This window comes from Anaerobacillus sp. QJM3NY_32, from assembly GCF_056173645.1.
Map to the genome: position 1 here is coordinate 4,168,592 of NZ_CM149684.1, position 25,047 is coordinate 4,193,638.

At 42.9% G+C, this 25,047-nt stretch carries 29 protein-coding genes; 11 read left to right on the forward strand and 18 right to left on the reverse strand.

What is annotated here, in order from left to right:
* Window positions 1-22 precede the first annotated feature (22 nt).
* From AC0VYH_RS21375 to fliW, 3 genes are all read right to left on the reverse strand, one after another.
* Window positions 23-1,267 (reverse strand): flagellin N-terminal helical domain-containing protein, encoded by a 1,245-nt coding sequence (locus tag AC0VYH_RS21375; RefSeq protein WP_475373812.1) that lies wholly within the window; start codon window positions 1,265-1,267, stop codon window positions 23-25.
* 227 nt (window positions 1,268-1,494) lie between these two features.
* A complete protein-coding gene (csrA, locus tag AC0VYH_RS21380) occupies window positions 1,495-1,743 on the reverse strand; it encodes a carbon storage regulator CsrA (RefSeq protein ID WP_194218289.1) in 249 nt (82 codons plus the stop codon).
* Window positions 1,744-2,193, reverse strand: a complete 450-nt coding sequence (fliW, locus tag AC0VYH_RS21385; protein WP_226615821.1) for a flagellar assembly protein FliW — start codon at window positions 2,191-2,193, stop codon at window positions 1,744-1,746. It lies immediately after the preceding gene.
* A gap of 197 nt (window positions 2,194-2,390) precedes the next feature.
* Here fliW and pxpB point away from each other — a divergent pair, with 197 nt between their 5' ends.
* From pxpB to AC0VYH_RS21400, 3 genes are read left to right on the forward strand one after another with little or no spacing between them, the layout of a single operon-like run.
* The gene (gene pxpB / locus AC0VYH_RS21390) at window positions 2,391-3,116 is read left to right on the forward strand and encodes a 5-oxoprolinase subunit PxpB (protein ID WP_475373110.1); all 726 of its coding nucleotides are present in this window, start codon (window positions 2,391-2,393) and stop codon (window positions 3,114-3,116) included.
* Complete coding sequence (locus tag AC0VYH_RS21395) at window positions 3,113-3,880, forward strand: LamB/YcsF family protein (protein ID WP_430245586.1); 768 nt, start codon at window positions 3,113-3,115, stop codon at window positions 3,878-3,880. Before pxpB ends, AC0VYH_RS21395 begins: the two co-directional genes overlap by 4 nt.
* Window positions 3,877-4,800 carry a 5-oxoprolinase subunit C family protein gene (locus AC0VYH_RS21400; protein ID WP_475373111.1) on the forward strand — a complete coding sequence of 308 codons (924 nt, stop codon included), beginning with the start codon at window positions 3,877-3,879 and terminating at the stop codon, window positions 4,798-4,800. The genes AC0VYH_RS21395 and AC0VYH_RS21400 overlap by 4 nt, the downstream gene beginning before the upstream one ends.
* Here AC0VYH_RS21400 and AC0VYH_RS21405 read toward each other — a convergent pair.
* On the reverse strand, window positions 4,797-5,075 hold the full coding sequence (locus AC0VYH_RS21405) for a hypothetical protein (protein ID WP_194218284.1): 279 nt from the start codon (window positions 5,073-5,075) through the stop codon (window positions 4,797-4,799). The two genes, AC0VYH_RS21400 and AC0VYH_RS21405, sit on opposite strands and share 4 nt — an antisense overlap.
* 146 nt (window positions 5,076-5,221) lie before the next feature.
* On the opposite strand from AC0VYH_RS21405, the gene AC0VYH_RS21410 reads away from it, so the two are divergent.
* Together AC0VYH_RS21410 and AC0VYH_RS21415 are read left to right on the forward strand one after the other, a co-directional pair.
* Complete coding sequence (locus tag AC0VYH_RS21410; RefSeq protein WP_475373112.1) at window positions 5,222-6,679, forward strand: aldehyde dehydrogenase family protein; 1,458 nt, start codon at window positions 5,222-5,224, stop codon at window positions 6,677-6,679.
* A gap of 167 nt (window positions 6,680-6,846) precedes the next feature.
* Complete coding sequence (locus AC0VYH_RS21415) at window positions 6,847-7,359, forward strand: GNAT family N-acetyltransferase (protein WP_475373113.1); 513 nt, start codon at window positions 6,847-6,849, stop codon at window positions 7,357-7,359.
* Window positions 7,360-7,397: 38 nt separating this feature from the next.
* Here the strand turns inward: AC0VYH_RS21415 and AC0VYH_RS21420 are convergent, their stop codons facing one another.
* Window positions 7,398-7,694: a DUF5327 family protein gene (locus AC0VYH_RS21420; RefSeq protein ID WP_475366200.1), complete on the reverse strand. Its 297-nt coding sequence runs from the start codon at window positions 7,692-7,694 to the stop codon at window positions 7,398-7,400.
* A gap of 93 nt (window positions 7,695-7,787) precedes the next feature.
* Between AC0VYH_RS21420 and AC0VYH_RS21425 the strand changes: the two genes are divergently transcribed.
* On the forward strand, window positions 7,788-8,336 hold the full coding sequence (locus AC0VYH_RS21425; protein WP_194218277.1) for a beta-class carbonic anhydrase: 549 nt from the start codon (window positions 7,788-7,790) through the stop codon (window positions 8,334-8,336).
* Window positions 8,337-8,380: 44 nt separating this feature from the next.
* Here AC0VYH_RS21425 and AC0VYH_RS21430 read toward each other — a convergent pair whose 3' ends face one another.
* Window positions 8,381-8,902, reverse strand: a complete 522-nt coding sequence (locus AC0VYH_RS21430; RefSeq protein ID WP_194218276.1) for a type 1 glutamine amidotransferase domain-containing protein — start codon at window positions 8,900-8,902, stop codon at window positions 8,381-8,383.
* A gap of 179 nt (window positions 8,903-9,081) precedes the next feature.
* Between AC0VYH_RS21430 and AC0VYH_RS21435 the strand changes: the two genes are divergently transcribed.
* Window positions 9,082-9,906 carry a TerC family protein gene (locus tag AC0VYH_RS21435; RefSeq protein WP_475373114.1) on the forward strand — a complete coding sequence of 275 codons (825 nt, stop codon included), beginning with the start codon at window positions 9,082-9,084 and terminating at the stop codon, window positions 9,904-9,906.
* Between the two features lie 37 nt (window positions 9,907-9,943).
* On the opposite strand, the gene AC0VYH_RS21440 is transcribed toward AC0VYH_RS21435, so the two are convergent.
* Window positions 9,944-10,324, reverse strand: a complete 381-nt coding sequence (locus tag AC0VYH_RS21440; protein WP_475373115.1) for a DUF1499 domain-containing protein — start codon at window positions 10,322-10,324, stop codon at window positions 9,944-9,946.
* Window positions 10,325-10,519: 195 nt separating this feature from the next.
* On the opposite strand from AC0VYH_RS21440, the gene AC0VYH_RS21445 reads away from it, so the two are divergent.
* Window positions 10,520-10,867, forward strand: a complete 348-nt coding sequence (locus AC0VYH_RS21445; protein WP_194218273.1) for a YflT domain-containing protein — start codon at window positions 10,520-10,522, stop codon at window positions 10,865-10,867.
* A gap of 100 nt (window positions 10,868-10,967) precedes the next feature.
* Here the strand turns inward: AC0VYH_RS21445 and AC0VYH_RS21450 are convergent, their stop codons facing one another.
* Both AC0VYH_RS21450 and AC0VYH_RS21455 read right to left on the reverse strand, forming a co-directional pair.
* Window positions 10,968-11,954 (reverse strand): C45 family autoproteolytic acyltransferase/hydolase, encoded by a 987-nt coding sequence (locus AC0VYH_RS21450; protein ID WP_475373116.1) that lies wholly within the window; start codon window positions 11,952-11,954, stop codon window positions 10,968-10,970.
* Window positions 11,947-12,942, reverse strand: coding sequence for a sigma-70 family RNA polymerase sigma factor (locus AC0VYH_RS21455; protein WP_475373117.1), 996 nt, complete (start codon window positions 12,940-12,942; stop codon window positions 11,947-11,949). The genes AC0VYH_RS21450 and AC0VYH_RS21455 overlap by 8 nt, the downstream gene beginning before the upstream one ends.
* Window positions 12,943-13,162: 220 nt before the next feature.
* On the opposite strand from AC0VYH_RS21455, the gene AC0VYH_RS21460 reads away from it, so the two are divergent.
* Window positions 13,163-13,354 carry a hypothetical protein gene (locus tag AC0VYH_RS21460; RefSeq protein WP_098445502.1) on the forward strand — a complete coding sequence of 64 codons (192 nt, stop codon included), beginning with the start codon at window positions 13,163-13,165 and terminating at the stop codon, window positions 13,352-13,354.
* 413 nt (window positions 13,355-13,767) lie between these two features.
* Here AC0VYH_RS21460 and fumC read toward each other — a convergent pair whose 3' ends face one another.
* The 6 genes from fumC to AC0VYH_RS21490 all read right to left on the reverse strand — a co-directional run bounded on the left by fumC (window position 13,768) and on the right by AC0VYH_RS21490 (window position 20,548).
* On the reverse strand, window positions 13,768-15,156 hold the full coding sequence (gene fumC / locus AC0VYH_RS21465; RefSeq protein WP_475373118.1) for a class II fumarate hydratase: 1,389 nt from the start codon (window positions 15,154-15,156) through the stop codon (window positions 13,768-13,770).
* Window positions 15,157-15,347: 191 nt separating this feature from the next.
* Window positions 15,348-17,300 carry a TRAP transporter permease gene (locus tag AC0VYH_RS21470; RefSeq protein WP_475373813.1) on the reverse strand — a complete coding sequence of 651 codons (1,953 nt, stop codon included), beginning with the start codon at window positions 17,298-17,300 and terminating at the stop codon, window positions 15,348-15,350.
* A 40-nt stretch (window positions 17,301-17,340) separates the two neighbouring features.
* A complete protein-coding gene (locus AC0VYH_RS21475) occupies window positions 17,341-17,895 on the reverse strand; it encodes a DUF1850 domain-containing protein (RefSeq protein ID WP_475373119.1) in 555 nt (184 codons plus the stop codon).
* Between the two features lie 37 nt (window positions 17,896-17,932).
* Complete coding sequence (locus tag AC0VYH_RS21480) at window positions 17,933-18,907, reverse strand: TAXI family TRAP transporter solute-binding subunit (RefSeq protein ID WP_226615837.1); 975 nt, start codon at window positions 18,905-18,907, stop codon at window positions 17,933-17,935.
* Window positions 18,908-19,143: 236 nt separating this feature from the next.
* Window positions 19,144-19,503, reverse strand: coding sequence for an SLAP domain-containing protein (locus AC0VYH_RS21485; protein WP_475373120.1), 360 nt, complete (start codon window positions 19,501-19,503; stop codon window positions 19,144-19,146).
* A complete protein-coding gene (locus tag AC0VYH_RS21490; RefSeq protein WP_283153281.1) occupies window positions 19,487-20,548 on the reverse strand; it encodes an FUSC family protein in 1,062 nt (353 codons plus the stop codon). Before AC0VYH_RS21490 ends, AC0VYH_RS21485 begins: the two co-directional genes overlap by 17 nt.
* Window positions 20,549-20,648: 100 nt before the next feature.
* On the opposite strand from AC0VYH_RS21490, the gene AC0VYH_RS21495 reads away from it, so the two are divergent.
* Complete coding sequence (locus AC0VYH_RS21495; RefSeq protein WP_475373121.1) at window positions 20,649-21,275, forward strand: DUF429 domain-containing protein; 627 nt, start codon at window positions 20,649-20,651, stop codon at window positions 21,273-21,275.
* A 24-nt stretch (window positions 21,276-21,299) separates the two neighbouring features.
* On the opposite strand, the gene AC0VYH_RS21500 is transcribed toward AC0VYH_RS21495, so the two are convergent.
* From AC0VYH_RS21500 to AC0VYH_RS21510, 3 genes are all read right to left on the reverse strand, one after another.
* The gene (locus tag AC0VYH_RS21500) at window positions 21,300-21,494 is read right to left on the reverse strand and encodes a hypothetical protein (protein ID WP_194218264.1); all 195 of its coding nucleotides are present in this window, start codon (window positions 21,492-21,494) and stop codon (window positions 21,300-21,302) included.
* Window positions 21,495-21,549: 55 nt separating this feature from the next.
* Window positions 21,550-22,023 carry a glutathione peroxidase gene (locus AC0VYH_RS21505; RefSeq protein ID WP_430245560.1) on the reverse strand — a complete coding sequence of 158 codons (474 nt, stop codon included), beginning with the start codon at window positions 22,021-22,023 and terminating at the stop codon, window positions 21,550-21,552.
* Window positions 22,024-22,086: 63 nt separating this feature from the next.
* Window positions 22,087-23,133 carry a class I SAM-dependent methyltransferase gene (locus AC0VYH_RS21510; RefSeq protein ID WP_475373122.1) on the reverse strand — a complete coding sequence of 349 codons (1,047 nt, stop codon included), beginning with the start codon at window positions 23,131-23,133 and terminating at the stop codon, window positions 22,087-22,089.
* Between the two features lie 157 nt (window positions 23,134-23,290).
* On the opposite strand from AC0VYH_RS21510, the gene AC0VYH_RS21515 reads away from it, so the two are divergent.
* The gene (locus tag AC0VYH_RS21515) at window positions 23,291-25,036 is read left to right on the forward strand and encodes a B12-binding domain-containing radical SAM protein (protein WP_475373123.1); all 1,746 of its coding nucleotides are present in this window, start codon (window positions 23,291-23,293) and stop codon (window positions 25,034-25,036) included.
* Window positions 25,037-25,047: the final 11 nt, after the last annotated feature.

Sequence of the window (25,047 nt, forward strand, 5' to 3'; positions counted from 1 at the left end):
GTCTATCGGTGTGTTTAGTTAATTAACGAAGAAGTTGAAGTACTTGTTGTGGAGCCTGGTTGGCTTGCGCCATCATTGCCTGTGCTGCTTGAGCCTTGATGTTTTCCTTCGTCATTGTCATCATTTCTTTTGCCATGTCTACGTCACGGATGCGAGATTCCGCAGCTGTTAGGTTTTCGGAAGATGTGTTTAGGTTGTTGATTGTGTGTTCAAGTCTATTTTGTTGAGAACCTAAGTTAGAACGCTCAGAAGAGACTTTTTGGAGTGCATTATCAATGACCTTAATTGCTACGTTTGCTTGACCTTGGTTCCCTACTTTAAGGTCACTTACACCCAATGCTGTTGCACTCATGTCGCCAACAGACAATTGAATATTCTGCCCAGTATTAGCCCCAATTTGTAATGTCGCTTGTCCATCAGCTCTTACATTTGCAGCTGAAGTTGTTTCTGAAAAGCTAGAAAGTGCATTGGTCGCGGCACCTCTATTTAATCCATTCGAGTCTTTAACGGTAATCGTTAAACCATTAACCGCTCCAGAAAAACCATCTATATCTGCATCAATATCTAGACCTGAGGCACCATTGTAAGAGGCAGTTCCGTCTGATACTAAATCCATAACGGCTTGAAGAGTTTGAGTAGTAGCACCACCATTGTCAGTAGTTGTTAAGGAACTAGTTTTCGTTTCGCCATTAACTACATAAGAAACTTCAATTGTATCTCCAACAGCTATTCCTAAACTATTTCCATTTGAATCCGTTAAACTACTAAGTACTGTTGTACCATCAACTGATGAATTCAATGCCGTATTTGTATTAATATTAGCAACTGCTGTATCTATGCCCTTACCCATAGACCCATCAAGCAATGTTTTTTTGTTAAATTCTGTTGTAGATGCAATTCGATCAATTTCTTTTGACAATTGATCAATTTCGTCCTGAACGCTTTTTCTGTCATCTGCAGTGTTTGTATCATTAGCGGATTGCACAGATAATTCGCGCATACGCTGAAGAATATCTTGAGTTTCGCTTAAGGCCCCTTCTGTTGTTTGAATTAAAGAAATTCCGTCTTGTGCATTACGACTAGCCTGATCTAAACCACGAATTTGCCCACGCATTTTCTCTGAAATGGAAAGACCTGCCGCATCGTCACCAGCTTTATTAATACGAAGCCCTGAAGACAATTTTTCCATAGACCCTGTAGCTTCATTCTGGTTAACACCCATTTGTCGATACGTATTCAATGCTGAAATATTGTGATTAATAATCATCCCTAAATCTACCTCCATGTAATTGGTTTTATCAAGAAAATCCACATCCGTTTGGACTTCCTAACACCACTATTATCGGCAGGGGTTTTTAGATGTTTAATAGTTTTCTGAAAAATAATTAGAAAAACTTGGATTGGTGTCAAATTCTAGCGATAGCCATCGTTTTGCTAATCATTTAGTCCTAAAATGGAGAATCATTCTTAGGAAATAAAAAAAGAACCGCCGCCTTATGACTTCGGTCCCTTTGAACTGTTACTCTTCTGAAACTCCTTCAAATCCTCTAAGCTAAACTCCTGCATCGCCGCTAACTTATTCTCCGATTGAATCGCTTCATACACTTCTTTTCGGTGGATGGCGATATTCTTTGGCGCTTCCACCCCAAGTTTCACCGTATCTCCTTCAATACTAATAATCTTGAGTTCAATCTCATCGTTAATGACAATCGATTCGCCCTTTTTACGTCCGAGTACGAGCATTTACTCCCCCTCCTCTGTCGTTACTTGCTTTAAAAGAGGTTCTTTGATGCCATACTCCTGCTTCAGTACGAGCTGCTTTCCTGTGTGTTCCGCTGTATTAAAGATGAGCGGAGCTTTTAGATTCATCGTTGCGTCTTTTAATGATCCTTGAACGGTAAGGATCGAGAGTACGAGCGCATGGGATGGATCGGTGAGGTTGAGCTGAGCGAGCGTGCTGTCATCAAGGTTTACTTCATAATTTGGATAAAAGGAAAACGGATCTGCGAGAAAGAAGCAAAGACCGCTTTCTTCAGTTGATTGTAAAAAGTAAAAAGGAGACTCATCTTTGTCGTCGGCGGGTAAAAGACAGTAAGTTCTAAAGTGCTCAAGGCCGGGAATGCCACTTTCAAATGTGATCAGACGATCATCCGTGACGTCCATTTCTCCAAAGCGTGCAGTATGTAATTTCATAGCGATCTCCTTTGCTGATCAGTGTCTACCCTCATTATAAGGCTTATGGCGCTTTTTTCCATGGATAATTTGTTGTCTTTTTGAAATTTCGGTAAACTTAAAGGGACAGAAATTCGATCAACTGGTATAAAAAATGGAATCCCTTCGAAGTTCTATTCTTAACTTATAAAAAGATATTAACGAAAGGAGCACTAGTCATGGAGATCACCTTTCATCCACTCGGTGAAGCGGCTGTGAAATGCTGTTTTCAGGAGGATATATCGCCTGCTCTTACTGATCAAATTCAAGCGTTTTGTCGGAAGCTACGTTCACAAAAAGGTACTGGTCTTATAGAATGGGTTCCTGCTTATGATTCTGTCGCTGTTTACTACGATCCATGGGATACTTCTTATGAGAAGATCACTGCATTGCTTCAAAACATAGCGGTTGGAATGGACACAAAGAGCCATCAAGTAAAAAATGTGATCACCATTCCTACCTTTTATGGTGGCGACTATGGACCTGATCTCGAAAATCTCGCCAACACCAACAGCCTAAGTCTTACCGACGTCATTAACCTACATACAGGTGCAAGCTACCTTATTAACATGATTGGTTTTTTACCAGGCTTCCCCTATTTAAGCGGGCTTGATGAACAGATCGCCATGCCTCGTCTTGAGAGTCCAAGGAAGTCTGTTCCTGCCGGATCTGTTGGCATCGCAGGGAGTCAAACGGGCATTTATCCGCTTGACTCCCCAGGAGGATGGAACTTAATTGGCCGCACACCGCTTCGATTGTTCGATCCTGAAGAAGACGAGCCATTTCTTTTTGAACAGGGAGATTATTTACGTTTTAAATCGATTAATGAAGAAGAGTACAAGCGGATTCAGCGGGAGGTTGAAGATGGCACTTACGAACTTGAACGCAGGGAGGGGTTCGAATGACGTTTCGCATTGATTTAAACAGCGATCTTGGAGAAAGCTTTGGCACCTATGTGGTCGGTCAGGATGAACAGGTTCTTGAGCTCGTATCGTCAGCGAATGTGGCGTGCGGCTATCATGCCGGCGACCCGCATATTATGAATAAAACAGTGGAGTGGGCGAAAGAGCACCACGTTGGGATTGGCGCGCACCCTGGATTTCCAGACTTAGTTGGGTTTGGACGCCGAAACATGAACATCACGCCAGAGGATGCTTACTCCCTTGTTCTTTACCAGATCGGGGCACTGCACGGGTTCTGCAGGGCGCATCAAGTGCCGCTTCAGCACGTGAAACCGCATGGGGCGCTTTACAATATGGCTTCAAAGGATCCTGAGCTTGCGAATGCTATCGCGCAAGCCGTAAAGGATTTTGATTCAGAGCTCATTCTATTTGGGCTCGCGAATTCAGAATTGATTCGCGCTGCACAGGACGCTGCACTTCCTTATGCTTCTGAAGTTTTTGCGGATCGAACGTATCAGCCTGACGGGTCGCTTACTCCTCGCGTTGAAAAGAATTCGATGATCCGAGACGAGCAAGCAGCGATTGAACAAGTGATTCAAATGGTGAAAGAAGGAACGGTAACGGCTGTGGATGGTTCGATCATTCCGATCGAAGCCGATACCGTTTGTGTTCACGGTGATGAACCGTCGGCACTTGCGTTTATTAAAGCGCTACGGAAACGATTTAGTGAAGAAAACATCGTGATGGAAAGGATCGGAAACCGGTGAAGTTATTTTCAGTAGAAAAACCAGGATTGTATACAACGTATCAGGATTTAGGACGCATTGGATTTTTGAAGTACGGAGTGCCAGCGTCGGGAGCACTCGATCGCTTTGCTCTTCAGGTTGGCAATATTCTAGTCGGGAATAAGCGCGATGCGGCAGGACTTGAGGTTACGATGCAAGGACCTGAGCTGATTGCAGAAGAGTCTTTTGTGGTCGCTGTAACGGGAGGGGATTTGTCTCCCATGGTGAACGGGAAACGCATTCCGCTCTGGAAATCTGTGCATATAAAAAAAGGACAGGTACTAGAATTTGGTCAGCCGCGACAAGGGGTTCGTGCCTACCTGACCGTTTCAGGTGGATTCCATTCAGAAAAATATATGGGAAGTCGCTCCGTTTATGAGCCAGCTGGACTCGGACGTCCCCTTCAAAAGGGAGATGAACTCGTTGGTAAACCTGTGAAACAAAAAGCAGGAACCGGGCTTTTTTTCACCGAGATTCCTGATTATGATCGTGATATTGAAGTGCGCGTCGTGAAAGGACCACACCATGAACAGATTTCAGCTCAAGTTATGGAACAATTTTTCTCTTCCACTCATGAAGTTTCACCTCAATCCAACCGAATGGGTTATCGACTTCATTCTGATTTGGAAACAAATCATGAAGCGAACGTCATTTCTGATGGAGTTCCGGTTGGCGGCATCCAGCTGCCTGGGAACGGTCAGCCGATTATCTTGCTTGCGGATCGACAGACGACAGGTGGGTACACACGGATTGGAACGGTGATTGGTCCTGATTTGCCACTTATTGCTCAGCTGCCACCTGGTGGGAAGATCCGTTTTACAGAAGTAACGGTGGAAGAAGCACAGGAAGCGGCAAGACAGACTGAGCGAAAGCTTCGGATTTGGGAGCGAATCCATCGCTAGTGCAGTCGGAGGTAGCTGTGGAGCTCATCCTTCACAAGCTCCCCCTGATCCTGCTCGTTCATTTGCAGGTGGTAATGATCTCCTTCAACCTCCGCTTGGAAATTATAGAAGCCTTTTTGATTCAAATATTCGCTTAGATCTTCAATTTTCTCACAGTGAGAGAACAAAATTTTATCGCCCACATAATCGTCGTTTACATATACGTTATAAGCATCATGTGCATTTTTTATAGCATCAGCCTCTGCTGGATAAAAAAACGGGATTGGTTCCGGCATTCTGTCTCCCTCCTTTCTTTAGGGATTACTATCAATTTGTCCCTTCACGCCTTTTTTATGTTGGAAAAACATTCTTATACGCTAGTATGTTTAATCCTTTAAGCATTCGGGAACCTTCTCTAACGTACACTAAAGGAGGATGACTCATGGCTAACACATATACAAAGCAATATATTAACGGTGAATGGGTTAAGGGTTCTAGTGACAAAACTGTAACAAATTATAATCCATTTTCAGGCGAGGAAATTTTTACATTAAATTCAGCATCTGAAGAAGATCTAGATAAAGCTTATAAAACGGCAAAAGAAGCACAAAAATCATGGGCACAAACAACACCAGGCAAGCGCCAGCAAATTCTTGATAAAGTAGCGGCGCTCATGACAGAACGAAAAGAAGAAATCGTTGACTGGCTAGTGAAAGAATCTGGCAGTACAAAAATCAAAGCAAATGTTGAATGGGCAGCAGCTACTCGCGTTGTAAAAGAGTCTGCATCGTTCCCATACCGTATGAAGGGACAAATCGCACCTTCTGATACACCAGGTAAAGAAAACCGCATATATAAAAGCGCAAAAGGCGTCATCGGTGTCATCGGACCGTGGAACTTCCCGCTTCACCTTTCTATGCGTTCTGTTGCACCAGCGATCGCAACAGGTAACACGGTTGTTCTAAAACCAGCATCTGAAACGCCAGTAACTGCTGGGTTCTTAATTGCTGAACTATTTGAAGAAGCAGGACTTCCGAAAGGCGTACTAAACGTCGTAGCTGGACGAGGTTCTGAAATCGGCGATGCGTTCGTCACACACCCGATTCCGAAGTTGATTTCCTTCACAGGTTCAACTGAAGTTGGTCAACATATCGGTGAGCTTGCAGGTAAGAACATTAAAGAAACGGCGCTAGAGCTCGGCGGTAACAACGTGTTTATCGTTCTTGATGATGCGGATATCGATCAGGCAGCTGAATCAGCGGCGTTCGGTAAATTCTTGCACCAGGGTCAAATTTGTATGGCGATCAACCGCATTATCGTGCATGAAAGCATTCACGACAAATTTGTTGAAGCCTTCAAAGAAAAAGTAGCTTCTCTTCAAGTAGGCGACCCTTCTGACGCGAAAACAGCTGTTGGCCCACTCATCAACAATGACGCAGTTGAACGCATTCAAGAGTCACTAAACGCTTCTCTTGAACAGGGCGCTGAGAAGATTCTTGGTGGCGAAGTAGAAGGTAACGTGATGCATCCGGTTATTTTAACAAACGTAACGAATGACATGCCGATCGCAAAAGATGAAATTTTCGGTGCTGTTGCGCCAATCCTTAAATTTAGCACAGTAGACGAAGCGATCGAAATTGCAAATGGCTCTCCATACGGCCTTAGTGGCTCTGTTCACTCTCGCGACTTAAACCGCGGTGTTCAGGTTGCTCAGCAAATCGAAACGGGCATGGTCCACATTAACGACCAGCCGGTGAACGATGAAGCACATATGGCATTCGGTGGTGAAAAAGAGTCAGGCCTTGGCCGCTTCGGTGGTGAATGGGCACTCGATAAATTCACAACTGTTAAATGGATTTCCGTTCAACAAGAACGCCGTCAATATCCATTTTTCCAATAAGCACATGAAAGCCCTCGATTCGTTCGAGGGCTTTTTTTCGCTAGCGTAAATTTGTTTGAATTTGAATTGGTTCCCCGGGAAATAGTGGTAAGAAGATATGTACGGCAATATTGTTGCTTTTTATTTTCATTTTTGAAAAAATAAGATAGAGAAAAGGAGATGGAAACATGATTGAAGTTCGTGAAGAAAAGTTACAAGATCATGAGGACATCTCAACCATTTTACAAAAAGCATTTGGTGGAGAAGATGAGATTAAGCTAGTCAGTAGGATTCGGGAGTCTGCGCACTTTGTTCCTGAGCTTTCGCTTGTCGCGCTACATAATCGACGGGATGCAGTTGGTTACATCCTTTTTAGTGAAATCACCATTTCAACAGAAAAAGAAAAGCTCACGTCCCTAGCCCTTGCTCCTGTCGCAGTCGTTCCCGAATTACAGGGAGAAGGAGTTGGGAGCATGTTGATCAAAGATGGCATGATGAGAGCTACTTCGCTTGGATATCGTCACGTACTCGTGCTTGGCCACCAAGACTATTATCCACGATTCGGCTTTGTCCCTGCTTCTGAACAGAACATTTCTGGTCCATTTGATGCAGGAGATGCGTTCATGGTAAAAGAACTTAAGAAAGACGCGCTAAAAGATGTTAGCGGAGAAGTTATTTATCCGAATGCGTTCGGCGTTTAAAAACGGCAAACAAAAAAGCCGCTCTTTGGCGGCTTCGCTTAAAAATCAAAAATCGAGTCCTCGTTCGCATCATCGTCCTTCATCGGCTTTGATGAAAGCGACTGTTGAACTGGTGCGGCAGCTTGCTGCTGAAGCGGTTTAACTCCAGCGTTGGCGGCAGGCTTAGGCCTATGACTTCCCGATGCTTGTAGCAGCATGTCACAGTAAGTTTTAATGGCAATCAGCTCTTCTCGAATGCCATCGACATCTGCATCATTTTCTTCCACATTGTATGTGAGCTGTTTCATTCGTGCATTCATTTGTTGAACCAGCTGATCAATTGGTATATCTTTCATATCGATAAACTCCTTTAAGTGAAGGATCTTTATCACTAGTGTACCAAACTGCATGCCAAATGAAAAAAATTAAAAGGACAAGGAGATAATATTATGGATACCCTTCATGAAGTATTAAAATTTAATGAGGAATTTGTCGCTAATAAAGAGTATGTCCCTTATGAAACAACAGGTCTTCCCGATAAAAAAATCGTGATCCTCTCTTGCATGGACACGCGTCTTGTAGAGCTTCTTCCACGTGCGATGAATCTAAAAAACGGTGATGTGAAAATCGTTAAAAATGCCGGTGCTGTAGTGAGTCACCCATTTGGCAGTATTATGCGCAGTATTCTTGTAGCCGTATATGAACTTCAGGCGGAAGAAGTTTGGGTTATTGGGCATCATGACTGTGGAATGGGCAAAGTAGATCCTGATGCGTTGCTACACAAAATGGAAGACAGTGTAACAAAAGAAGTTGTTTCTTCTATGAAGCACGTAGGGATTGACCTTCACTCATGGCTACAAGGATTTACAACGGTTCAAGATGGCGTGCGCGGTAGCGTATCAATGATTGAGAATCATCCGCTTCTTCCAAAGGATCTTCCTGTTCACGGGCTTGTGATTGACCCTGCAACTGGAAAACTGGATCGCGTAACAGAATAATATAAAAAGCTCACTCCTATTTTATGAGGAGTGAGTTTTTTATATTATTTCGCTAAAATATCAGCAAAGGCTTTTCCGTACTGTGGAAGATCTGGCGGGCGACGCGCAGATACAAGATGTCCGTCAACAACAACGGGCTCATCAATCCAAGTCGCACCGGCATTTTCCATATCATCACGAATGCCTGGCGTACTTGTCACTTTCTTTCCTTCTAGTACTTTTGCGGAAATTAATACCCAACCAGCATGACAAATCTGGCCGATTGGCTTCTTATTTTCTTCCATATGCTGAACCATTTTCAACACTTCAGGGAAACGGCGAATCTTATCAGGCGCCCATCCACCAGGAACAAGGATCGCGTCGTAATCGGCAGGATTAATATCTTCATAAGCATAATCGGCAACCACGGGAACACCATATTTACCAATATACTTCTCTCCTGCTTTCTCACCAACGTAATGTACCGTTGCCCCTTCTTCAATTAAACGATAGTACGGGTAAGTAAGCTCCAAATCTTCAAATTCATGATGAACAAGACTGATTACTTTTTTATTTTCTAAACGCATGTTTCCACCTCCACTCTTTACCTTATACCATTTTGGCATCATTTCAAAACGATAAAAGATTTCAAAGGATTTTCCGAGTGAAATCGTATATAGGATAGATCTACCTTTTAAAGCATGTATTTTCTAGTATGGGACTGTCCAACTGGGAATACTAATGAGAAGGTAAAGGAGAGATAACCATGGATGTTGGTCTTTTACTGGAATACGGGTGGGTGCTCATTGTTCTAATCGGTCTTGAAGGTGTGCTGGCAGCAGATAACGCCCTTGTCATGGCCATAATGGTGAAGCATCTTGACCCACAAAAACGTAAAAAAGCATTGTTTTATGGCCTTGGAGGAGCATTTGTTTTCCGCTTCGGTTCTCTCTTCATCATTTCCTTTCTCGTTGATATTTGGCAAGTTCAAGCCATTGGAGCGATTTATCTTTTGTTTCTCAGTTTAAATCACATCGTGAAAAAATTTTTACTCAGCGATCGAAAAGAGAAGAACAAGGAAAATCAAAAGTCCGAGGAGGGACCTGGTTTTTGGACGACGGTTTTAAAAGTGGAGCTTGCTGATATCGCATTTGCCGTGGACTCCATTCTAGCTGCTGTAGCGTTAGCTCTAACGCTACCTCATACAACGCTACCGAAAATTGGAGGTATGGATGGTGGACAATTTCTCGTTATTCTAACCGGTGGAATTGTCGGGCTAATCATTATGCGTTTCGCTGCTAATTACTTTGTGAAGCTTTTGCACCGTAAGCCAGGTTTAGAAACCGCTGCTTTCGTGATTGTTGGATGGGTAGGGGGAAAGCTTGCGATTTATACGCTCGCTCATCCAAACCTCGGCATTCTTGCTGAGGATTTCCCGAAAGAACCCGCATGGAAAATCACATTCTGGGGCGTTCTTGTTGCGATTGCACTAGGAGGCTGGTTCCTTTCTTCAGAACGAGAAGAAGATGACCGAGAAGATGAGAATGAAGATACGCTAGAAGAAGAAAATGAGGAAGCGAATGACTTCTGATAAATCAACAACAGGTGCCGCATAGGCACCTGTTGTTTTATGCTTTCTGAAATTCTTCTTTAATTTCATTCATTCGCTTCTTATTAACTCCCATATCTGAATATCCAGTCCGTGAAGCAGAACGAAAGTGAATGCTCTCATTTGCTGTATCAATGTAAAACTCAATATCATCGACAAATTTAAACAGCTTTGATTTCTCCTCCGCTCTTATGTAGTCTGTCCCCTCTTCTACAATTTCTGTTCGCTTTCGATTGATTAGGATTGTTTTTAATTTTGCAATTGCTTCCTCTGCCGTCCCATTGTATGGCATCGGCTTCATCCCATGCTTCTCATCCGTACTTTGACTCGACACACAATTTGGTTTATCTGGACACGGAGCAAGCTTCCCTTCTTTTACGCCTAATTGTTCTGAACTCATTTCGATCGCCTCCTGTTTTGGATTGTTCTAATCTTTCTATACCCTATCTCACTACCTTTTGAACTTATTATGCCTTACATTGCTACAATCACGCAGCACATTGATGTGCAAATTTCCCGTTTAGAACTTTTTCTGAGCGTGTATAGTACATGTGAGATCAAAAAAAGCAGAACAGTCTTTGAAGGAGGCAATATTGTGAGTAGACCAGTAGTACGCGAATACCAGAATGATGAGAAATTAAAAAGCGACATTGAAGAGCTAGAAAATATCGGTGTAGCTAACGATGATATTTACGTGCTTTCCCATGACGATGACCGCACAGAGCGCGTGGCAGATAGCGTTGATGCGAACACAATCGGCAAAAAGGAAATGGGTCTCAGCAGCTTGAAAAATGTCTTTAGTAAAAAAGGCGACGAACTGCGCACCAAAATGCAGGAAATCGGCTTTTCCAAAGATGAATCTGAACGCTATGAAGAAGAAATGGACAAAGGTAAGATTTTCTTATTTGTAACAGACACTGATAAAGTGAAAGAGTGGAAGTAAGAAGTAATGATTGATATAGAAAGAGCCGTTGATCTCAGTTGAGATCAACGGCTCTTTTACGCAGTAAAGCAGCGGGTCGCTCGGGTCTGACCCCCGCTGCTTAAAGGTCTGCAATTAGCTCACGTTTGCTTACTGCACTTCCATTAACCCAATCCTTAAAGTAAATCGTCATTACTTCATCACTTCCCGCTATCACCGTTTTGAATAAGCATTCCTTCGGATTCATCATTACGGTGTGAAGCGTACCAAATAGATTTTCATATTCTCTAAAAAATAATAGAGATGCTGGATTTCTAAATTCATCAAACCATTCACTAACCTCTACGTTAGGATGTTTTTCTAAATACGCTAACCTTTGAAGGGAATTTTCAGTGGTCTGTGGTTTGTTAGACACTTGAAAATGGTTTGTGCAATAAAGCGTTTCTCCACATCTTACCTCGCTACCAAACGGCCCAATTTCGACAATGGCTGATTTACCAGATGCATCTGTTAGAGAATAATTATACTCGTCCGCATGAGGCAAAACTTTTAATAACGAAATGGCATCTTCAATCGTTCGACAGGTATCCAACACCATTCTTACAACGATCCCCGCCATTAGTCCTTTTTGATGAAAACGAGTAGATACAAAATGGAGCCCAGCCGTAAGCCCATGTTCATTCATCCCATCATGCAGACCAATGCCGAATAAGCTGTGACCACATGTAGCATAGCTCTCTTCTGGCTGTCTTAAAATCAACCTTCCATCATAAAAAGCGGGACCAAAATCATAATTTCTTACATAACCGTGATTCGTCATCACAGCCGTACAGCCCAACCCTTCTAGTATAGGAAGATCATATCCACTAAAAAGCGAGAGCGCCTTATGAGGAGAGATCATTAACGCTTCACTTATCCCCATTATCTCATCTAGCAGATGCGGAGCGAAGCGTTGATAAACCTGTTGGGTTTCTTCTAAATTTGTCGGTTGAACAAAATTCTCACACCGCTCCTGTACTACTTCCATTTGTTCATGTGATCCAACCCTATATCCGATCTCAACTGAGGGTCCGCGATATTGCTCAATCGACACACTAAGCTCACTCACTCTTCTTCTCCTTATAAACCTTCAACAGCTCTTCCACCGAAATCCCATCAATTGTCATACCTTCTACCTCAGATTTCTCGATCTTCACATTTTTTAAGTTACAATCTGTTATCGTACTCCCATGCAGATCACAGTTTTCGAAAAGAATTGGCATGTGCTCCTCTCTTCTTCCTGCCGCAAAGTGATCTTCAGGGGGTAATCCGATATTACGAAAAACAGCCCCTCCCATTTGTGCATCTTCGATTTTAAGATCGCTAAGGTCAATATCTCGGAAAGAAATACCGCTCATATTCATATTTGTAAAGGTCGCTTCTACCATATAAGCGTCAGAAAAGATTGATTGTGCTAAGTTCGAATTCATGAAGTTTGCGTTCGTTAATTCAACTTGATCGAAAAGCGCCTTACGGAGACGTATTTCCTTAAACACTTTTCGCTCAAATTCTTCCCCAACGTTTTGCTCGCTCATATTCTTTTCAACCATTTCAAACAGCTCCTTTTTCATTTTTGATCTAGCTCTTCGAATACAACTTTCAATTGCAGAGGTGGAGCGTTCTAACATCGAAGCAATTTCCCCCATCGAATAGCCACCCATATAGTAAAGAACGACAGGGATGCGAATATCTTCATTTAATTCATTCAGCGCATGCCAAACCAAATCGCTTGTCTCTGTCTCTTTCTTTTCAAGCATATTTGCAAGTGTCTTCTCATGAAATGAATGCTCCAGTAGTTGAACCATTCGTTTTCGTTTCCTCTTCATATCCAGACTCAAATTTCGAGCGATACTTGTTAGCCAGCTCCCCACCTTCTCAGGACTTTCCAACGTGTTTCGCTTCAAATAGGCCTTAATAAACGCTTCCTGCGCAACATCCTGTGCAAGATGATAGTCCCCAAGAACACTATAAGCGACCGCATAAAGTCCATTCGCATAGTTGCTTACCACATCACGAAATCCTTCTTCCGTCTGCCATTCTACAAGCTTTTGCTTCACTACTCTCACCTCGCTGCTTTCACTTATATAGACGTCTCGCACTCTTTCATTCCGTCAACAAAATGAAAAGAATTTTACTCTTTGTCTGTTGGAAGAGAATAAATGTACGTAAAGGGGGACAGAGAGGGGGCAGACCCCAAAATAAAATAGTTCTTCGCTCGTCTCACACTGCATATATTTGTAGGGCACTAAAAATATTTCTTTCAAAGGGAGTGCTGATATGTTGGATCGAACATTGCTTTTCGTAGCCGCTATGATTGCTGGGTTTGCATTACTTCGTTTGTCTGAGGCAGATTCATTCCTCGAGAGTCTTAATCCGGTCTTCGAAGTTGTTGGCTTTCTAGCAGCGCTGCTATTTGCACTTGTCTTGATCTACAAAGGCATCATGGCCATTTTACCTCGGAAAGTGTAAACGTTTTCCACTCCTGAAAGAAAAGCGAAAGTGGCCCGCTTAAAACCGTAGGATGTTGGAGGCTTTTAGAATGAGACGCTTTTTGTCTCAATCTAAAAGGTGAAACAGCCGGAGGTTTTGGGCCACTGTAGCTAGACATGAAAAGCGAAAGCAGCCCGTTAAAATCCGTAGGATGTTGGAACCTTTTAGAATGAGACGCTTTTTGTCTCAATCTAAAAGGTGAAACAGCCAGAGGATTTGGGCTGCTGTAGCTAGACATGAAAAGCGAAAGCAGCCCGCTTAAAACCGTAGGATGTTGGAAGCCTTTAGAATGAGACGCTTTTTGTCTCAATCTAAAAGGTGAAACAGCCGGAGGTTTTGGGCTGCTTTCGCCGTACAAAAAAGCGGGATCAAAGAGATCCCGCTTTTTCCTATTATTCTTTTGGTGCAATCATATCTTCAGGACGTACGATATCATCGAACTGCTCCGCTGTGAGCAAACCGCTCTCAAGGGCAGATTCACGTAGCGTTGTTCCATTTTCATGGGCTTTCTTCGCAATTTTCGCTGCGTTCTCATAACCGATATGTGGGTTCAAAGCTGTCACAAGCATAAGTGAATTCTTCAAATAATCTTGGATCACTTCTTCATTTGGCTCAATGCCAACTGCACAGTTATCATTAAACGACTTCATGCCGTCCGCTAGCAGGCGAGAAGACTGTAGGAAGTTATAAATAATGACTGGCTTGAAGACGTTCAGCTCAAAGTTCCCCTGACTTGCTGCAAAACCAATTGTTGCGTCATTCCCCATCACTTGGGACGCTACCATTGTGAGCGCCTCGCTCTGCGTAGGGTTCACTTTCCCTGGCATGATCGAGCTTCCTGGCTCGTTAGCTGGAATTGTAATTTCTCCAATACCACAGCGCGGTCCACTTGCAAGCCAGCGCACATCGTTTGCGATTTTCATAAGATCAGCCGCTAGAGCTTTCAACGTGCCATGGACATGCACTACTTCATCATGACTTGTAAGCGCATGGAATTTATTCTCAGCAGATGCGAACGTCTTGTCCGTCATTTTGCTAATTTCCTCGGCCACCATATCACCGAACTTCGGATGTGCGTTCAATCCTGTTCCAACCGCCGTACCGCCGATCGCAAGCTCTTTCATATACTTAACGCTCTCAAGCAGCATGTTTTCACATTTTACCAGCATGCGATGCCAGCCGCTAATTTCCTGTCCAAGCGTGAGTGGCGTAGCATCCTGAAGATGAGTACGTCCGATTTTAATAATATGTTCATTATCCTTCATTTTTTGATAAAGCGTTTCTTTTAATTCAATAAGGGTTGGATAAAGATGATCTTCAACAGAAAGAACTGCCGCAACGTGCAGTGCTGTTGGAAATGTATCATTGGAAGATTGAGACTTATTCACGTCATCATTTGGATGAACACGTGCTTCGCTTCCTTGTTCTTGTAGAAGTTCATTTGCACGGAATGCAAGTACTTCATTCATATTCATGTTGGACTGCGTACCGCTTCCTGTCTGCCACACAACAAGTGGGAAATGTTCATTATGATCGCCGTTGATCACTTCGTCCGCTGCTTTCACAATGGCTTCAGCTTTCTCATCTTCAAGCTTGCCAAGACGCTGGTTTGCAAGTGCTGCGCTCTTCTTCAAAATCGCAAATGCCTTCACAACCTCAAGCGGCATTTGTTCGTTACCGATCTTAAAGTTCTGCTTGCTTCGTTGAGTTTGAGCACCCCACTTTTTATCTGCTGGTACTTTGATTTCTCCAATTGTGTCTCGTTCAATTCGATAATCCATTGTGATCCTCCTTCAGAGTATAAGCTAACAGGTTCCACTTCGATAAAAAGAAGGGAAGTCCTTTCTCTTCAAACGAATTTGTTTTATGACGACGCTTTCATCATATCACACTCTTCTTCTACCGGGAATCAGCAGATCTTAGCGTTTTTACATAGAAAAAGTCGCCCTCTTAGTAGGAGCGACTTTTCGATTTATGCATTCGCAACTTCTTTCTTTCCACCGTCCTGCTTAATCAAAAACTGAAGAGCTAACAGAGTGATAAATAGCCCGAGTCCAATGAGATCTGTAGAACCTTCTGGATAAATAAGCATTACGCCTGCCGCTACAGCAGCGATCCGTTCAACTAAAACAGTTCGACGGTACCAATAACCAATCATTCCTGCGCCGATGCTAATCATTCCCGTTAATGACGTGAAAAGTACCCAAAGAAGACTTTGCCACGTTGTATCAATCATCATGAGCTCGGGTGAGAGCACAAAAATGTATGGAATGATAAACGCCGCAATCGCCAGCTTAGCTGATTGAACCCCCGTCCGAAGCGGCTCACCCCCTGATACACCTGCAGCCGCAAAAGCAGCGAGTGCAACCGGAGGTGTAATATCTGCGACAATACCAAAATAGAACACAAACATATGCGCCGATAGCTCAGGGACAGATAATACAATCAAGGCCGGAGCAGCAATTGTTGACGTGATAACATAGTTTGCGGTCGTTGGAGATCCCATCCCAAGAATAAGGGAGGCAATCATCGTAAAGAAAAGGGTGAGCAACAAATTTTCACCAGAAAGCGAAACAAGACTATTCGCAAGCTTTAACCCAAGTCCTGTTAGAGTTACTACACCTACAATCATCCCCGCTGCAGCGGTTGCAGCCGCCACTCCGAGTGCGGTTCTTGCCCCATTCGCGAGGGCATCAATGAAATCACCGATTCCCATACGAGTTTCCTTATTAATTGCTCCAACGATAATCGCTGACAAAATCGCATAAAGAGCTGCACGCGTAACGGACGTGCCTGACACTAAGAAGAAGATAACAGCGACGATTGGAAAAAGAAGATAAATCCGCGCAAGTACAGCTTTTCGGTTTGGCATTTCATCTTCCGTCAAACCTCTTAATCCAATGCGCTTTGCTTCAAAGTGAGTCATGATCCAAATACCCGTAAAATATAGGAGTGCAGGAATCGCAGCCGCTTTGGCAATTTCCCAGTAGGTGATGCCACCACCAATAAATTCGACCATTAGAAACGCCGCTGCGCCCATAATTGGCGGCATAAGCTGACCACCTGTAGATGCTGCTGCCTCTACTCCACCAGCAAATTCCTTCCGATACCCAAGTCGCTTCATCATTGGAATCGTAAATGAACCTGAGGTCACAACATTCGCAACTGAGCTTCCGCTAATGGTTCCTTGAAGCGCACTTGAGAAAATGGCTACCTTTGCCGGTCCTCCAACCCGTTTTCCTGCAATAACGAGAGCAAGATCATTGAAGTACTGACCAACCCCTGTTTTGACGAGAAAAGCTCCGAAGAGGAGGAAAAGGAAAATAAATGTGGAAGAGACCCCAAGCGGCGTTCCAAGAATTCCTTCTGTCGTGTAGTACATCGAGCGAATAATGCGATCAATACTTAATCCACGATGCTGCAAAAACCCCGGCATATAAGGTCCGAAATAAGAGTAAAGCAAGAAAATAGACGTAATCACGGTAATCGGAAGCCCTACCACTCGTCGCGTTGCTTCAAGAACAAGCAGGATAGCTAAAAGCCCTACAATTAAATCAAGCGTTGTAAGGCGTCCAATCCGATACACAAGTTCATCGAAATTTAAAGGCCAATACATCCCAACGTAAACACCAATAATGGCTAGTAAACCATCATACCAGGCAACCTGAAACTTCCCTTTTGTCTTATTACGCAGCTTCTTTTTGGAAGCAGGAAATAATAGAAAAATTAGTCCGAGCGCGAACGCTAAATGAATGGATCGCTGAAGCTGTGCTGTAAAAACGCCGAAAATAGCTGTGTATAATTGGAAAACGGAGAAGCCTACGAGACCAGCAAGTGAGATCCATCCGATTATACCTGTCAGCCTACGATGACCTGCTTCGGGATCGAATTTCGCCATTAATTCCTGCGTTTGTTCATCTGTCATCTGCTCTTTGTCTTGCTTCGTTTTCGGAGGCTGATCTTTCTCACTCAAGCACGTTCACTCCTTTCATCCACTGCCATAAACTGATTGTTTCTGATTCAAGGTGAAGCCATGAACCAGGCTCAATGATCCGACTTAATTCAATCTCTTTATCTTGGACAAGAAGGACGTGATTTGCGACGACCTGACCCGTTCTCATATCAATAAACGGAAATTTCCTGTTCATATCTTTAATCTTGTATCCATCCTTATCCTGGACAAATCGTTCCCCTGCATCCGCATTTGAAGGCATTCCGATGGCAAAATTCTCGTATGAGAGTTCGTATTGCACAATCTCACCAGATTCAGATACATAATAAGACTCCTGAACAGGTGTTTTGTGCACAGAATGCGTATAGCGAATGTCGAAGTTAGCCGGATCATCCTCAAAAGGAACATATGCCAGAACTTTGCCTGAGTCTCCTTTTTCGAGCGCCATCACAGGAAAAAATGGGTAAAGAAATACGACTAAAATAAGGGCAACTGCAATTGTCGTTTGGTACATGAATTGTTTCGTTGAATCGGAAGGTTTCATAGTAAGAAGACGCAGGCTTTTCACCTGCGTCTATCACATCCTTTTTTGTAGATTCGCTACTTTACTCGACACCTTTTTCATCAAAGTATTTCTTAGCACCAGGATGAAGGTCAATGCCAACACCCTCTAGCGCTGTATCAGCTGTAATAAACTCACCTTTAGCGTGCGTAATTTTATCAGAGTTATCAAAGATCGCTTTCGTTACTTGATACACATAATCTTCATCAAGGTCTGAACGAGCTACAAGCATCGCAAGAACTGCGACAGTTTTCACATCACTTTCAAGACCGTACGTTCCGCTTTTCACCGTATCTTCTGCATAATACGGGTGCTCTTCAATCAGCTTATCAATTTTATCCTGCTCGATTGGAAGAATGTTCACTGGCTTCACTGCAGACAAGCCTTCTACTGCACCAGTCGGTGTACCAGAAGTAATAAAAGCAGCGTCGATTGTGCCATCCTGGATGCCTTCAGTAGACTCATCAAATGCAAGATGCTGAGCATCGATGTCTTCCATCGTAATATCATGAGCAGCTAGCACTTGCTCCGCATTCGCATATGTTCCACTACCTGGTGCTCCAACGGAAACTTTCTTTCCTTTCAATTCATCCACAGAAGCAATTCCGCTCTCCTGAAGGGTTACGATTTGAATCGTTTCAGGATATAGTGTTCCAATCGCCTGGATATTGTCCACTTTTCCATCTTCAAACATTAACTCACCATTTGTTGCATATGCCGCGATATCTGTTTGAGTAAATGCAATATCCGCATCTCCATCTTGGAGAATTTGCATATTTTCAACAGAAGCACCTGATGACTGAGCATTGGCGCTTTCAATATCAGTTCCATCTTGAATTATATTTGCTAGTTCACCGCCAAGTGGGAAATACGTTCCTCCCGTTCCTCCCGTTAATAAACTAAGCTCTGAAGGAGATCCGTTTGCTTCTCCGTCTGAATCAGAACCTCCACAAGCTCCAAGCACCATCGCTATAGATAGTACAATAACGAATAAACTAAGTCTTCTTTTCTTTCCCATGCAACTTCTCCCCCTTTAATAGTTAGAAAATTTCAAATTTACTATATCATATTGTTCCTTTAATTGGTACAGGTTATTAGAACACCCTCCAAAAAGGAAAACTGTTATAAAACAAAAAAAGCCACATTTCTACTCGTTTCGTTTGCATTCGACTTTACCGATTCAAATCAATAACGTCGAATGAAAACGAAATATAGTAAAATGTGGCCTAAAATTTGTTTTCGTTTGTAAAATAATCAGGAAATACTCCAGTTCTTGAGAGAAGCTTGTCGAATCATCGTCTCTGGCGGAAAAATAAACGTCCATGGTACAGCTGAATGAGATGGAACGGTTAACTTATGGGTAAACCGTTCTGTTGCCACTAAGTGGTTATTTTCAAAATAAGAGAGCAGGCGATCATCTAATTTCCAATCACCCATACCATTTAGAATACAAACAGAAGCCAGCAGTTCATTTCGATGATTAAAAGCCACTCGAATTGGAACAAACTGAAGCTTGCCTTCTTGGATCGGGTTCTCTTCATAAATTTCCTGGATTCGTTTACGATCTTTGTCAGCTATCGTACGGTCCCACTTTTCTTCAAAGATCAGCGTCACGTTTTTCACCTCTGTTCATGTACCGACTCTCTTTTTCTTCTAGAATCGACAAATCATCAATCACATCATTCAAGGAAAGCAACTCAAATATCACAATCATTTTTCCTGTAAAATGATGGCGGGGGTCTGTCGCTTCATCTCTTGAATCATCAAGATCATGAAATAGCTGATCGAGCTTTTCAATGCTATCGATATGCTCCTGTGTCAGCTGCGTAGAAGGGTTATGAAAAGCTTTGGAGATCGAACGACCGGCTTCAATAATGATGCGATGATCTTCGGGATCAATGCCATTTTTCGTATCGGTAAATAGCATATTTCCAAGATGGTAAAGGATCTTCTGCAAGTATTCCAGTTTTTTAAGAACAACAGAAAAGGTGCGAACTTCATGAATGCTGTGCCTGCGGTATTTCCACTCTTCCCGCTGATAGGCAATTAATTTGTATGTTCGTTCAAGGTCACGACTTAAGCGCTGATATACGAGTGTTTGTCTTTTGGCATGCGGAAGATCTGCGATAATTTGATCTAGTAAATCACCAGCGTTGCGATACAGTCGCTTTACACCTTGATTGATCATAGTATGGAATTTCGGTGGCATAACAAAGTAGTTTACTGCTGTTGAAACAACAATCCCAATGAGCGTCGTACTCAATCTTCCTACAAAAGATATCATATACTCTCCTGATGTATCGGGAATCATCGCAACTGCTGTTAGCGTTGCAACAAGCATACCGTCATCAAGTCCAAGCTTATGACAGGCAATAAGTGTGAAGGTTGCGGCTAGCGCATAAGTGAAGGGTGATTGATGGAGCATAGATTCAAATAGCATTGCAAATCCAGCCCCGATTGCAGCGGCTGGAAAACGCACGATACCCTTTTTAATGGAATCCGATGCGGTGGGTTCAACCGTTACGATTGCCGTAATCACAGCAAAGAGAACAGGAAGGCCGAGCGCATCACAAATCCACGCCGTCAGAAATGCAGCCAGTCCCGTCTTAAGAATTCGTCCACCAACAAATTTAAATACTTTGTGCTTGATATCTATCATACGAATCAGTCCGTTTCTATTCCTCCATTATAACGTACACTACTCGTTTACATGAACCCATTTTCCACTTATTGTTTAATTAAGCGAAAGGAGAGATGTTATGAAACGCTTTATCGGAATTGATTTATCAGGACCATCTAATACAAAGGATACCTCTCTAGCGATCTTCCATGGAGATGATTCCGAGCTTTCCTTTCATCAGCTCATCGAAGGGGCAACAGATGAGGACATTTATCAGCAAGGAAAGCTCACACATAAAACAATCATTGGAATCGATGCCCCACTTTCTTACCAACCAGGTGGTGGCGATCGACCTGCAGACAGAGCACTTAGAAAAGCGGTCGTTAAAATCGGGATGCGAAGCGGATCGATTATGACGCCAACGATGACGCGAATGGTTTATTTAACGCTTAGAGGAATCTCACTCTCGAGGACGCTTTCACCACATGCTACTATTGTGGAAGTGCATCCTGGAGCCGCGATCGGTTTGCGAGCACCCAATATCGAATCTATTCTCGCTTATAAATCAGAAATGGAACATCGCTATCAGCTAAAGTACTTTCTCGAGCAAGATGGGGTAACAGGAATTCCAGAAAAAGCACTCGAATCATCGCATTCTTTTGATGCGTGTCTTGCTGCTTATGCTGCGTGGAGATGGGATCATGGTCGATCGGAATTTCTATACGAAGCCAAACCACCTTTCCATCCATTCGACATGAGCTGTTAATAGGTAATTAAAAAACCCTGCGCACTAATTGCGTAGGGTCTCATCAAAGACTTTTGGAACGACGTCGCGAACGACAATATATAAAGTGCTTAAGAAAAATGCTGTAATTGCCATCGCAAATGAAGGAAACACATCCCATTCACGGTCCATGCTCCATCCACTGAGCATCGCTCCTGAAAACGTGCCAATCATATAGCAAAACGGAATCCACCATTTCATTTTGATTTATCACCTCAGAAATGATATACCCCGTTTCGACAAATTCCGAACCTTTTTAGAGCATTTCCTCAATATCTTTCTTAATAGCGGCTGGTTCTGTCTTTGGCTCATAGCGTTTCACGACATGACCATCTTGATTTACGAGGAACTTCGTAAAATTCCAGGGAATGTCGCCGTGTTCAACATCTGGCGCTTCGTGCGTTAAATAGCGATAAAGAGGATGAGCATCGCTACCGTTTACATCGATTTTCGCAAACATTGGGAAACTCACGCCATAATTAATGGAGCAAAATTCCTCAATATCATCCTTCGATCCAGGCTCTTGCTCTCCAAATTGGTTACAAGGAAAGCCTAGAATTTCAAACGGCTTGTCCTCAAGCGACGTATACAGCCCCTGAAGTCCTTCATACTGTGGTGTTAACCCGCATTTACTAGCTGTGTTGACGATTAAAAGAACCTTTCCGCTATATTCTGATAGCGGCATGTCTTTCCCTTGAAGCGTTTCTGCAGTGAATGAATGCACACTCATTTTATCCCTCCTATTCGTTGTCTCACCTCACTTTTATCATAGTTAAGCAAGAATCGCTAGTAATCAGCGCGCTCTTGCAATAATGCCGTTATGCACTTTAATATAGCCGTGCCTTACAATATCCATGCCGTTTTCATACGCATAGAGTCCCATTTGACGGATATCCATTAGCTCACGATACGTATGATTCATCATATCAGCCATCACATGATAATAAAGACGCGATTTCATCTGATTTCGAGGTGTTGTCATAATAACGTATCCATCATCTTTTACAAATTTGCGATGCCAATCTAAAATAGCTGGTTTATGTTCATCCGGCACATGTTCAAGCAAGCCTACACTTAGAACGATATCAAACTCTTTATGAAAATCGAGATCACGAATGTCTTTTACAAGATAGCTAATGTTCATTTGATCTTTGTACCAAACTTTTGGTCCGCCCGTTTGTAGATTTGTTCCAAGAAAGGGATACGTATTCGGAAAATGAGCAAAACGATCTGTTTTACAGAAGGCATCGTAATCTACCATGACAACTTCTCCACCCGGATACATCGCATGAAGCTGCATCGCTTCATACCCTTCGGCAGCACCAAGAAAGAGAATACGAGGATTTTTTACATCAAGTCCTTCAAAAAGCGCTCGCTTTCCACGCGGATCCCAAATCCCATCCTCGATGCGGTGCACATAATTCCAGAGAGATAAGCGTACCATCTCCCCCAGGCCATTCTTGACATCACGAAGATGAAAGCCTTTGAAGCTATCTTTTAGAGAAGACTTCAAGCGCTGCTGTTCGGCAGGTACATCTTGCATAAATAGATTGTGAAATGAGCGATTAAAAAACTCCCACGAGGTTTTCACAGGCATATCCTGCTTATGTTCAGATTCCCAATCTAGACGCTCTTTCGCGAGCTTCTTCACTTCAAACGGCCTTCCTACCTGTTTCCAAGACATTTGCGACCAGTCGCTTACCATATTTGCATTCACAAAGCGATCGAGCTGTTCATTCCTCGGATTCCTTAAATCGACACGATAACTCGGCAGTAAAGCTGTGTATTCAAAGTCTTGTTCCGAAAAAGGGTGTTCAGGCGTTAATGAAGCAAGTTCCAATTAGCTCACTCCTTATTTTTTCATTTATTTTCTCACGGAAACGCTTTCATTACAAATATTTTCCGAATATGCTGACAAATGATCACACTAACCTATCTAAATTATTTGTGATGAAGGTGATATAATAGAGAAATTAACGATCAGGAGTTGGAAAAGAATGAAGATTGTAGTAAGTACGTTAAATGCGAAGTTCATCCATACGTGTCTCGCATTACGGTATTTGAAGGCCTCTGCTGCCCCAGATTATGATGTACAAATGGCAGAATATACGATTAAAGATCCGATTATGAATATCTTAAGTGACCTCCACAGTATGAAGGCTGATGTCATTGGATTTAGCTGCTATATCTGGAACATTGAAGAGACGATTCCTGTCATTGAAATGTTAAAGAAAGTAAATCCATCGCTCACGATCGTACTTGGCGGTCCTGAAGTCTCATATGATGTGTATGAGTGGCTCGATCGTATTCCTCAGGCTGATTATATTGTTATGGGAGAAGGAGAAGTGACGTTTAAAGAACTGCTTCAATCAATTGAAACAGGAGAATCAGTTGAAAACGTAAAAGGGATTGTTTACAGAAAAGATGGAAGTAATCATATTAATCCACCAGCACCAAAACTAAGCTTAAGTGAGATTCCATCGCCTTTTCGATTCGAAGAAGACCTTGCTGATCTCGGTCGCCGCGTCACTTACGTTGAAACGAGTCGGGGATGTCCTTATTCCTGTCAATTCTGTTTATCCTCTATTGAAGTTGGCGTAAGGTATTTTCCTGTAGATCGAATGAAGGAAGAGCTGCGTTTCTTAATGGATAATGGGGCAAAAACGATTAAGTTCGTTGATCGAACATTTAACATTAGACGAAACTACGCGATTGATATGTTTCAATTCCTTATTGATGAACACCGCCCTGGCTGTGTGTTTCAGTTCGAGATCACGGCTGATATTATGCGACCTGAAGTACTAGAATTTCTCAATCGCGAAGCTCCGCCCGGACTCTTCCGATTCGAGATCGGTATTCAATCAACCAACGATGCAACAAATGAACTCGTGATGCGAAAGCAAAACTTCGAGAAGTTGGCACGAACGGTGACAATGGTGAAAGACGGCGGCAAAATTGATCAGCACCTTGATTTAATCGCTGGACTTCCTGAAGAAGACTACGCTTCTTTCCGAAAAACGTTTAACGACGTTTTCTCCTTCCGTCCGGAAGAGCTGCAGCTTGGCTTTTTGAAAATGCTACGCGGCACAGGTGTCCGTCTAAGCGCTGAGAAACATGGCTATCTTTACATGGATCATGCACCTTATGAAATTCTTGGAAATAACGTTCTTTCCTTTGATGACGTTATTCGCATTAAGCAGGTAGAAGACGTGCTAGAAAAATACTGGAATGATCATCGTATGGACGCAACAATTGAGTATCTTGTTACAGAAGTTTTCCAATCTCCATTTGATTTCTTCCAAGGTTTCGGCAGCCATTGGGAAGGAAAAGGCTGGTCACGAATTGGGCATCAGCTAGAAGATTTATTCCGACGCCTGGCTGACTTTATTGAGAAGCATGCTCCAGCTCATCATGAGCGTGTCACATCGCTTATGAAAATCGATTACTTATCAAAGTCCAAAAAGAAGCCTCGTACGGTGTGGTGGCATGATCGCCTTGAGAAAGAAGAAGAAAACGCCCTGTTGAAGCTTGTAAATGAACAACCTGCTGTGCTTGGAGAAGACTATCAAGCGTTAAACCTATCAGAACGAGACCTATATAAGCATACAGTAATCGATCTGTTACCGAGCTCAGAAGACGGGCAAATTCAGAAAACCATTTTACTCGTTTACTATCATCCGAAAACAAATGAGCGTAACGTGTTTTATGGTGTTCTTCCTTCAGAATCTTCCGTTGCGTTGTAAGGCTGAAGGGA